This is a genomic window from Spirosoma luteum DSM 19990, from assembly GCF_000374065.1.
GTDB classification, from domain to species: Bacteria; Bacteroidota; Bacteroidia; order Cytophagales; family Spirosomataceae; genus Spirosoma; species Spirosoma luteum.
Window position 1 is genome coordinate 60,772 of sequence record NZ_KB893267.1, and the last position, 10,135, is coordinate 70,906.

General features: G+C 52.4%; 9 protein-coding genes. 8 read left to right on the forward strand and 1 reads right to left on the reverse strand.

All coding sequences use genetic code 11. The features are described from left to right. Positions 1–711, reverse strand: coding sequence for an aspartyl/asparaginyl beta-hydroxylase domain-containing protein (locus B156_RS0118050; RefSeq protein WP_018621179.1), 711 nt, complete (start codon positions 709–711; stop codon positions 1–3). A 36-nt stretch (positions 712–747) separates the two neighbouring features. Between B156_RS0118050 and cysC the strand changes: the two genes are divergently transcribed. The 8 genes from cysC to B156_RS31455 all read left to right on the forward strand — a co-directional run. Beyond that, on the forward strand, positions 748–1,281 hold the full coding sequence (gene cysC, locus B156_RS0118055) for an adenylyl-sulfate kinase (protein WP_018621180.1): 534 nt from the start codon (positions 748–750) through the stop codon (positions 1,279–1,281). A gap of 580 nt (positions 1,282–1,861) precedes the next feature. Beyond that, entirely contained in the window at positions 1,862–2,512 is a 651-nt protein-coding gene (locus B156_RS0118060) for a hypothetical protein (protein ID WP_018621181.1), read from the forward strand. 32 nt (positions 2,513–2,544) lie between these two features. After that, positions 2,545–3,060 carry a phage tail protein gene (locus B156_RS0118065; RefSeq protein ID WP_018621182.1) on the forward strand — a complete coding sequence of 172 codons (516 nt, stop codon included), beginning with the start codon at positions 2,545–2,547 and terminating at the stop codon, positions 3,058–3,060. 38 nt (positions 3,061–3,098) lie between these two features. Further along, positions 3,099–3,602 (forward strand): phage tail protein, encoded by a 504-nt coding sequence (locus B156_RS0118070; protein ID WP_026260895.1) that lies wholly within the window; start codon positions 3,099–3,101, stop codon positions 3,600–3,602. A gap of 70 nt (positions 3,603–3,672) precedes the next feature. Beyond that, positions 3,673–4,191, forward strand: coding sequence for a phage tail protein (locus B156_RS0118075; protein ID WP_018621184.1), 519 nt, complete (start codon positions 3,673–3,675; stop codon positions 4,189–4,191). A 24-nt stretch (positions 4,192–4,215) separates the two neighbouring features. Next, positions 4,216–4,719: a GNAT family N-acetyltransferase gene (locus B156_RS0118080; RefSeq protein ID WP_018621185.1), complete on the forward strand. Its 504-nt coding sequence runs from the start codon at positions 4,216–4,218 to the stop codon at positions 4,717–4,719. A gap of 22 nt (positions 4,720–4,741) precedes the next feature. Next, a complete protein-coding gene (locus B156_RS0118085; RefSeq protein ID WP_018621186.1) occupies positions 4,742–5,044 on the forward strand; it encodes a DUF6916 family protein in 303 nt (100 codons plus the stop codon). A 91-nt stretch (positions 5,045–5,135) separates the two neighbouring features. Further along, on the forward strand, positions 5,136–10,135 hold a 5,000-nt coding region (locus B156_RS31455; RefSeq protein ID WP_018621187.1), incomplete at its 3' end, for a beta strand repeat-containing protein.

A 10,135-nucleotide genomic window follows, 5' to 3' on the forward strand; every position in this document is an offset into this window, starting at 1 on the left:
TTACTCCGTTTGTCCCGCCGACAGTTTATCCATTAACCGGCGGGCGGTATCGGTATTGTGCCTCGCCAGTTCTGCCATAATCTGCCGGGTCAGTTCCAGAGAATGCGGATGGACCCGCTGTTCGGCGGCAAAGTCGTAGCCCGCTTTCAGGAAAAGCGCATCGGACCAGGCATTGCGCCGACAGTCGAGTACCAGATGCACCCGATTTGTCAAACCATCGTTACGGACGCTGTGCAACAGATCGAAGTTCGCGTACCAGCATTCGCCTTCGGCCATGGGCAATGCCTGACCGTCTACCCGGAAGGCCACTTCACTTCCTGTTTGAATGAGAACGTGCAGCCGAAAAAATCCGTGCTCATAACTGGTATTCCCATCCCGATGCTCGTGAATAACACTACCCGGTGCCAATGCCAGCAGCCGGACCGACTCCTGCTGACACTGAAACTGGCTCAGGACTGTCTGAAAATAAGGGCACTTTGCCAGCAGGGGCGTATCGGCATACTCACCCGGATGCGCGCGGATATCGATTTCGCTTCCCGATGCAGACCGCAACGCAATGCTGGTCCAGCGCCCCGAGAAATCGGCCCGGTTAAAATGACTGGGCCAGTCAAGCTGCTGGCATACGAGTAAATCGTCTGCTAAACGAACGGGATCGAACAGAAAAGGTAACCGAAAGAAGCGATTATCAGGATGTACGGTTAGATCAGTCATGGTTCAGCCTTCGGATACTGGTTTGATGGTAGTATTATGGTTTTTGTTCAACTAACGGGCTTGTCGGGTGCCGGTAAAACGACGCTGGCTTACGGGGTTCAGAAGCGACTACAGCGCCTGGGCTACTCAGTGGAGGTGCTGGACGGCGATGAGTGCCGGAGTGCGTTCTGGCCTGAGCTGGGTTTCTCGCCGGATGATCGCCAGGAAAACCTGCGCCGAATGGGGTTGCTGGCTCACTGGCTAACCCGGCACGGAATCCTTGTGCTGCTGGCTGCCATTAACCCGTACCAGAAAGCTCGTGACGAACTGAGCCGCCAAAACCAGCCCGCCAAAACCGTTTTCGTCGATTGTGGACTGGAAACGCTTATCCAACGGGATACAAAAGGCTTGTACGCCCGTGCTCTACTGCCCGATAATCATCCGGATAAACTACGCAACCTGACGGGCATCAACGCCCCGTACGAAGCGCCAATTACGCCTGATCTGATTATTCAGACCGACCAGTACAATCAGAACGACTGCGAGGAACAATTGTCTTTGTTTATTCTGACGGCCTTGAATAACACCTGAACGCTACCTCTAGTGATACTTTTGTTTAGCAGGTTTCCTGTTACTACTGCGTGGTAAAGACTATACCGTTTAATAAGTTTTGCTAATAGAATACAATTTTAAAGAAGTAACTAAGAATCCGGTGTGCCTTTAGTTAATCATGAAGGTGCTTTCCGGTTAGTGTCTTCTATCAAAAGCGTAACGTTTATCAATCCTGTCTTAGGGGGTGTTGACAATTAGCTAAAGATAAGGCTGGTCTGCAATTTTGTGAATGCGTCGTTATGGGTGTTCTTCTTCCAACGGGGCGATTTTACACGCTAAGCAACTAAACACCTAGTTTTTTTTGGGGATCCCGAAGCGGTCGCCAATGATCCGAGTCGAATGGTGCAGGGTTGGAAAACGAGTCCTTACCCAGTCAGTTGATGTGTTCAAAACGGCCGGACGACAAGTACTCAAAATGAGCCCTAAATCTGTCAAGCTATTTCAGGGATATACACATTTTAGAACACTACCAATTTTTAAACATGTTGTTAATAAATTCCAAACTATTAGGTAAATAATTGTTTTTTACTCTACATTTAGTTCTAATAACCCCTGGCTCGTGAAAAGAAGAACCTTCCTCTGCGCCTCCATACTCAGTGTAGCCGGTGCAGTCAAAGCATTAGCCACACCTGTCAGTTTTCTGCCCTTACAACAGCAATGGCTAGCTAAGTACCTGGTCGCCGTTGGCGCTCATCCGGTAAATCATTGGCTGGCACCGGATCAGGACCTGAACAGGCAGCTACAGACCGCTTCGGCTTCGTTTTTAAAATCAGGCTATCGGGCCTTAGGTACCACACACTACTATTGTAATAACGACCAGGTTGCTGTTTTTCCTCTGGCGCTGCATGCACCGGAGACGGGTATGATTGATCTGGCTGTTTTATTTTTTACAAAAAATACTGCCACCCACAGCTGGAAATATACCCATACGTTTTCGGGCTTTGATCTGGAGGCTGTAGGCAAGGTTATGGAGCGGCTCGGTATGCCGACCCATGAGCAGCAAGCCATTGATCGGTTCGTACCGGTATATCAAGTGCCTCATCAGAGACGGCCTTTTACCTTTCAGACTGCTGCAGGGATGCTTCAACTGAAAGTAATCCTGGAATCGCAGGAAACCTGGCTGGATGTAAAAGTAGTCGAAGACCGTACTACTTTGCTGGATTCTCGTTTCATTTCTAGGCATACCCTACATAACACCACAGTAGTGTGACAAATCAACTATAACCTAAATACTTTGAAATCATGGCTGAACCTTTTCTTTCGGAAATACGCATGGTGAGCTTCGAGTTTGCTCCTAAAGGGTGGGCCCTCACCAACGGGCAACTCCTGCCAATTAACCAAAATCAGGCTTTGTTTTCTCTGCTGGGTACTACTTATGGCGGAGACGGTCGGGTTAACTTTGCCTTGCCGGACTTTCGCGGACGCACGCCCATTCACGTCGGAAGCGGGCATACCCTGGGCGAACGGGGAGGGGAACAGGCGCATACGGTCTCCATTGCCGAAATGCCCACCCATACCCACGCGCTCCAGGCCGTAGTTCCCGCCGACCCCATTACCAACGTAAACAACCCGGGGGGGGCATTTCTGGCTACCTCTGCTCCTACTACCCTCTACCAATCGGGTAGTGCCCAACTGGTAGCCACGGCTTCTAATACGGTAACTAGCACCGGAAGCAGTCAAGCGCATCTTAATATGCAGCCATTTCTGACGCTTACCTTCTGCATAGCCCTGCAGGGTATATTCCCTAGTCGTAACTAGTATCGGTTGATTTTTCAAACAAAAAAGAACCTAAAAAAATGGCGCAACCTTACGTTGGTGAAATCAGGATGTTCGCGGGCAATTTTGCGCCCGCCGGATGGATGTTTTGTGAAGGGCAGCTCTTACCTATTGCCGAAAACGAAACGCTCTTTCAGCTAATCGGCACTACCTATGGGGGCGACGGGCAAAGTACCTTTGCGCTACCAGACATGAGGGGTCGGCTACCCGTACATCAGGGTAGTGGTTTTGTACTGGCCGAAACGGGCGGAGCTGAAGAAGTTACGCTTACTGTCAATCAGATACCTGCCCACTCGCATCCATTTCTAGCCACTACGTCGGCAGCTGATTCACCCAACCCGGCCGGCAACCTTATTGGCAACTCATCTAACATTGATGTGTTTTATAGTAATACTCCCTCCCTTACCCTGGGACAGCAAAGTATTCCCCCGGTGGGGGGTAGTCAGCCACATACCAATTTTCAGCCTTACCTCTGTATCGATTTTATAATTTCTTTGTTCGGGCTTTTTCCGTCCCCAACCTGACAAGCAGGTATTTACACGCCTATTTTCCAAAATTTTCCCAGTCAATCATTCTATCTAAATCTACCAATTTATGGACCCATTTGTTGCCGAAATACGAATGTTTCCTTTCAACTTTGCTCCCAAGGGCTGGGCCTGGTGTGACGGGCAGCTACTGCCTATTTCCCAGAATACTGCTTTATTTTCTCTGCTTGGTACGACCTACGGCGGTGACGGGAAGTCAACCTTTGCCTTACCTGACTTACAGGGCCGTGCTCCCATGCATCCGGGTCAGGGACCTGGTTTGTCATTACATGATTTAGGCGAAACCGGAGGCAGCGAAACCGTAACGCTTTTAGAATCCGAAATTCCGGCTCATAGTCATGCCTTGCAGGCTACTGTAAGTCTGGCGGACTCTAATTTAGCAACGGGTAATAATTTGGCCCGATCCTCAAATGGAAAAGCTTATAATACGCAGGCTAGTGGCTTTGTCTCCATGAACCCCCAATCTCTCGCACCCGCCGGTGGCAATCAGCCGCATAACAACCTGATGCCGTACCTGACGGTGTATTTCAATATAGCCCTGCAGGGAGTATTTCCGCCAAGAGGGTAATCAGAAAAAGCTAGTCCGGTGAAAATGAAGGTCAGCATAAAGGATAACCCCGTACAGTTACGCCCTATTTCCGACGATGATCTGGAGGTGCTCAGCCGTATATATGCCAGTACCCGCGAAGAAGAAATGAAACGAGTACCGGACTGGAGTGCGGCTCAGGTCAAAGCATTTCTCGAGCAGCAGTTCGGGGCGCAGCACGAGTATTACCAGAAGAATTACCTGGGAGCAGATTTCCGGGTAATTGAGCAGGAAGGGCAGGTAATAGGCCGGCTGTACGTGCAGAAGGACTTTATGAACCGGGAGGTACGCATCATAGACGTTACGCTGCTGCCTCCCTGGCGCAACCGGGGCATTGGGTCAGGTCTCCTCAAAGCAGTAATGCAGGAAGCGGCCCGGTTGCACCGGCCTCTGACCATTCACGTAGAAAGCTATAATCCGGCCAAGCAGCTGTACGAGCGGCTGGGATTTAAAAAAGTAAGTGAAACCAACGGCGTATACCACCTCATGCAGTGGCAACCCTCTGCTTAGTTAATCTTAATAGTAGAATCATATGAAAGAGTTGGATCGTATTAACAGTACTGATTTTAAGGCGCTTCTGCACCAGACACTTCAGGTATGCTTTACCCCCGAGGTCACACTTTCCGCCGAAGTGGTGGAAGTAAGCGAACTGGGAGGCTATACCCCCCTGGACCGGGTACCCTTTTCGATAGTGCTACGTACCGTCCAGAAAAACGAATACTATACACAAGGTACCTATACCCTAGTTCACCCTGCGCTGAAGGCCCTACCGGTTTTTCTGGTACCGCTGGGAGCAGATGGCGGTGGAATGAGGTATGAAGCGGTGTTTTCGTAGGTTTTTTAGTAAGCCAACACTAAACTATTACTATGCAGCACTACTGACAGCGCACCACATATCTGTATCTACATCTTTTACTCTTATCCATATGAAAAACATTTCCTTTTTCCTCATTGCTGCCACTTTTCTGGCCGTTTGGCTCCCTTTCGCATATGATCTGCCGGACTTGCCGGTATACGAACTGTTACGTACAGAAGCTTCGAAGCCGGTAGAAAAGTCCGTAAAAAAAAACAAAACCTACCTCTCCAAATCGCCGCTCAGGGTCAGGCGGGAGGGCGTGGCCGCTTTGCTGGCCCCGGCCATTACGGCTACCAAAACCTATACAATTACCACGGATACGGGGTTGCCGGGTGCCTCAGCTAATGATGAGCTCGAATACACCATCATTATAAGTAATTCGGGCAATACCGACGCTACGGGCGTATCGTTTACCGATCAGATAGACGCCAATACTACCTTAGTAAATGGCTCCCTGAAAGTATCACCCATCGCCCGGAACGACAGCTATACGACGATCGGTAACGTAGGAATAGATATTCCGGCCGGGAGTGGCGTACTGACCAATGATATTAACCCGGGGATTGGCTCACTGACCATTACCACTGCCTCTCCCATCACCACTACCGGCAACGGCACTGTTACGCTCAACACCACTACGGGTGCCTTTACCTATGAGCCCGCTGCCGGCTATACCGGCAACGATACCTTTACCTACACGCTGGGAAATGGCTCGGGCCTCACCGCCACGGCTACGGTTACCATTACGGTTTCCGGCAAAATCTGGTTTGTCAATAACGCCGTTTCCAGCAGCGGCACGGGTACTTTAGCCAGCCCTTTCAAACAAATGTCCGACTTTGGCACTTCCAATACCGGTGCCGTCGGAAAACCCGCCGATAATGACTTTATATTTATATACACCGGCAGCGGTAGTTATACCGGGTCCGCTACGTTGAGAAATGGTCAGAAACTAATTGGGCAGGGTGCTTCGGCCAGTCTGCTGGCTATTACCGGGTACACCGCCCCCTCGGGTACCAGTGCCATCCCGGCAACGGGAGGTACCAACCCGGTACTTACTACCACGGCAGCCAGTACCAATGCCCTCAATCTGGGGTCAGGCAATACGCTCCGGGGCTTTACTATTGGTAACACCACGGGTAGCAAGATCGCCGGTACTAACTTTGGTACCCTTACTGCCACGGAGCTAACGCTCAATGGCAACGGGCAGGCTCTGAATCTGACCAATGGTACACTGGCCGCTACCTTTACCAGCATCACCTCCGGCAGTAGTGCCGCAGCCGGTATCAGCCTGAGCAACGTCACGGGCAACCTGACCAGCACGGGCGGAACTACCATTACCAGTCCTACAACGCAGGGTATTGTGGTCAATACAGCCAGCACGGGAACCTTCAACTTTGGCACTACCCTTATCACCAGCTCAGGCGGAGCGGGCCTGTCCAGTACCGGCTTTGCCAATACGCTGCAATTCTCTTCGCTGACCATCGACGCTACTACCGGGCAGAAAGCCATAGACATCAGCGGGGCGACGGGTACCCTGAATGCCACTTCGGGCGTAATCAGTGATAATATAAGTATAGCCGGAAGTAGTGCTGCCAACAGGATAACCCTGGGTACTACCTTTACCAGTATTTCCTCTACCAACAGTACTACGTCGGGTATCAGCCTGAGTAACGTGGCAGGAAACCTCACCTCCGGTGCTACCACAATTACCAATCCTACCGGTCAGGGTATCAACGTGAGTGGTACGGCCAGCGCTGGTACTTTCAACTTTGGCACTACCTCCATTACCGGCTCGGGCGGGACCGGCCTGTCCAGTACCGGCTTTGCCAATACGCTGCAATTCAGCTCCCTAACCATTACACCCGATGCAGGACAAAAAGGGATCGATATAACAGGTGCTACCGGTACTCTGACTATTCCGACTGGTTCAATCACTACTTCGAACAATTCGGCACTGAGTATTGCCGGGGTCAGTTCTGGCAGCAAAGTGGCTCTGGGAGTAACGCTTACCTCAGTGTCAGTCAATGGCTCATCAATCAATGGTATATCATTGACCAACACGAGTGGTACTTTTCAGATACCGGGGTCCGGTTCGACTGACGGCAGTGGCGGAACAATCCAGAATATTGCCCAGCGTGGCGCGGAGTTTATCAATGCGACGGGTATTACGCTGAAAAACATAAATTTTATCAGTGCCAATACTTCCAACGGCTGCTCCCCTTCGGCTTCACCGACCCCCTTTGCCGGATGCTACGGCTCGGTATATCTGGAAAGTGTGTCGTCGGTTATTCTGGATAACATCAACATCAACAGTACCGACGGAACCAACTCATCCGGTAGTAATGCCCAGCGGGGTATAACCGGAACCGGCGTTACGGATCTGACTATTTCCAACACCGTAGTAAAAAACGCCGGGAACGAAGTAAAGGAAGGGGCAATATTCCTTCGAAACTTGGCCGGTACTGTTAACTTTACTAACCTGAATCTGCTGAATAACCCCGGGGCCGACGACCTGCTCCGGATCGAGAACTACTCTACTTCACCTACCATTACCGTCGACGGAAGTACCTTCTCCAATACGCAGAACAGTCTCAACGGAAGCTACGGTATGATAGTCAGTAACTATGGTACCGGTACTACCAACGTCACCGTCAAAAACAGCACATTTGACCGCATCAGGACGCAGGGTGTAAAAGGAATCGCGGAAGGCAGCGGTACGCTCAACTACAACATTATCAACAGTAGCTTTGACCCGCAGACGGGAATTGGCTCGGCCATTGACCTGGTGTCCAATGAAACAGGTCAATTGAATTTTAATATTCTGAATAATCCTACGGCTAAAGCCCGGGGTACGTCGGTGATCAATGTAGTATCACAGGGGTCCTCTACGGCCCAGGGTCGAATCAACGGAAATACGGTAACCCACGTAGGAGGGGCCGGTGATACAGGAAGTGGAATCAGGGTGCTGGCCGAAGGCAGCTCTACGCTAAAGGTAGAAGTTAAGAGTAATACTGTTTCGGGTGTTTACGAAGAATTTGGTATCCTGGCCCGCTCCCGCAATGGCAGTGGCCGACTTGATGCCATCATCACCAATAATACGGTTACGCTTCCTGGCGGCAACGACAGCTTCGGTACTAATATTAGTGTAGAGGCCGGTACTTCCAGCAGTACCTTCACAAACGTAACTTGTGGGTATGTAGCCAATAACACTACCACCAAAGGTACTTTTGGCCAGAACTTTTTTGCCAGGCAGGCTACGGGAAGCCATACGCTTATTCTGCAGTCAGGCACCAATGCCACTACTATCTGGAATGCGAATGGCAATCTCCCTGCCAGTCCTACTGCCCAGATTGGCCAGGGGGGCACGATAGTCTCAGGTACCTGCCAGGTCCCTGCCAATCCGTTACCTGCGGGAGCCCGGATGATGGCCGATGCCGAAACAGAACAAAACCAGGCCCTAGGCGAAGAATCGGTTATCCCGCTTTTGGCTGATTCGGAAAGTGATACCCTTTTACCAGCTACCCCGACGGAGCTCGTTGCCCCGGTGGTTGAGGAGGAAAAACCAGTAGCGGAACCCGCTCCCCTACCCATAGCCGAAAAAACAGTTACCACCGCTACCCGAAAGTCTGCCCGCGAAGCCGCTACACAAGCCGCAGAAACCGTTACGGTCAACGGTTCCGGCAGTGGCTTTACCCTGCCGGCAGCTACCAGTACCACCATTAAGTTCAAGGTTACGATCAACAGTAGCGTTCCGCTCGGTACCTGTCAGGTATCCAATCAGGGTACGGTGTCAGCTGCGGGCTTAACCAATGTTCTCACCGACGACCCCGCCGTGGGCGGAGGTGCTAACCCTACGGTTACGCCCCTGCAGTCGGCTCCGGTTATCACCACGGCACAACCCCCTATTACCGCTGCTGCCGACCCCGCTACCTGTACTGCTTCCAGTAGCTTTGCTGTGGGTGTTGCCGGTTGCCCTACACCTACGGTGACGTACAAGATCGGCGCTACTACGATTACCTCGCCCCACGCTTTCCCGGTGGGTGTAACCACAGTAGATGTAACGGTATCGAACGGAAACGCGCCTGACGCTACCAGTTCCTTTACCGTCACGGTCAGTCCGGTACCGGCTCCGGTCATAGAAGCCGCCGGCCAACCACAAAACCAAACCATCACCGCAGGAGGCAATGCCAGCTTTACCGTGGTAGCCCAGGGTACCGGCCTTACGTACCGGTGGCAGAAAAAAGTCGGAGCCGGAGCATTCACGGATATTCCGGCAGCCGGCAACGCCAGCGCTGCTACCGCCACGCTTAACCTGACGGCCGTTCCGCTCAGCGAGAGTGGTACCCAGTACCGGGTCGTGGTGTCCAATCAGTGCGGAAGCTCCACCACCTCCGCCCCCGCTACCCTGACGGTGAATCCGCTCACGCTGGTCGTCACGGCCAGCCCAACCACGATCCTGACCACGGGCACCACTACGCTCTCGGCGACCGTATCGGGGCCGGACCGTCCCTACAGCTACACCTTCAGCGGACCGGGAACCATCAGCCAATCCCCCACCAGCAACACGGCCAGCGTGTCGAACCTGCCCGTCGGGGTACAGACCTTTACGGTGGTGGCTAGTGATGCTACCTCCCCCGGCAGCCAGACCATTTCGGGCACGGTGAGTGTGACGGTCAACCAGGCTAATAGGGCGCCCGTGGCCACGGCCAACGCCAACCAGACAGCTACCGTCGGCGTCGCGTTTACCTACACCGTCAACGCCTTCACCGATCCCGATGGGAATGCGCTGACTTATTCGGTGACGGGGCTACCCGCCAACGGGCTGAGCTTCGATCCCGCTACGCGTATCATCTCGGGCACACCTTCAATGAGCGGGGTGAGCAGCGTGACCGTGACGGCCACCGACCCGGGCAGCCTGTCGGCCAGCACTACCTTCACTATAACGGTCAGTCCAGCTCCAGTCGTAGTCACTCCACTGGCCCTGACACTTACCGCTAGTCCGATGATGCTGACTACATCGGGTACAACAACGCTGTCAGCTACCGTATCGGGTGGAACAACCCCCTACAG

Coding starts and splice junctions, on each gene's coding strand:
- B156_RS0118050 (WP_018621179.1), bottom strand. CDS start 711: ATGACTGATCTAACCGTACATCCTGATAATCGCTTCTTTCGGTTACCT.
- cysC (WP_018621180.1), top strand. CDS start 748: ATGGTTTTTGTTCAACTAACGGGCTTGTCGGGTGCCGGTAAAACGACG.
- B156_RS0118065 (WP_018621182.1), top strand. CDS start 2,545: ATGGCTGAACCTTTTCTTTCGGAAATACGCATGGTGAGCTTCGAGTTT.
- B156_RS0118070 (WP_026260895.1), top strand. CDS start 3,099: ATGGCGCAACCTTACGTTGGTGAAATCAGGATGTTCGCGGGCAATTTT.
- B156_RS0118075 (WP_018621184.1), top strand. CDS start 3,673: ATGGACCCATTTGTTGCCGAAATACGAATGTTTCCTTTCAACTTTGCT.
- B156_RS0118080 (WP_018621185.1), top strand. CDS start 4,216: ATGAAGGTCAGCATAAAGGATAACCCCGTACAGTTACGCCCTATTTCC.
- B156_RS0118085 (WP_018621186.1), top strand. CDS start 4,742: ATGAAAGAGTTGGATCGTATTAACAGTACTGATTTTAAGGCGCTTCTG.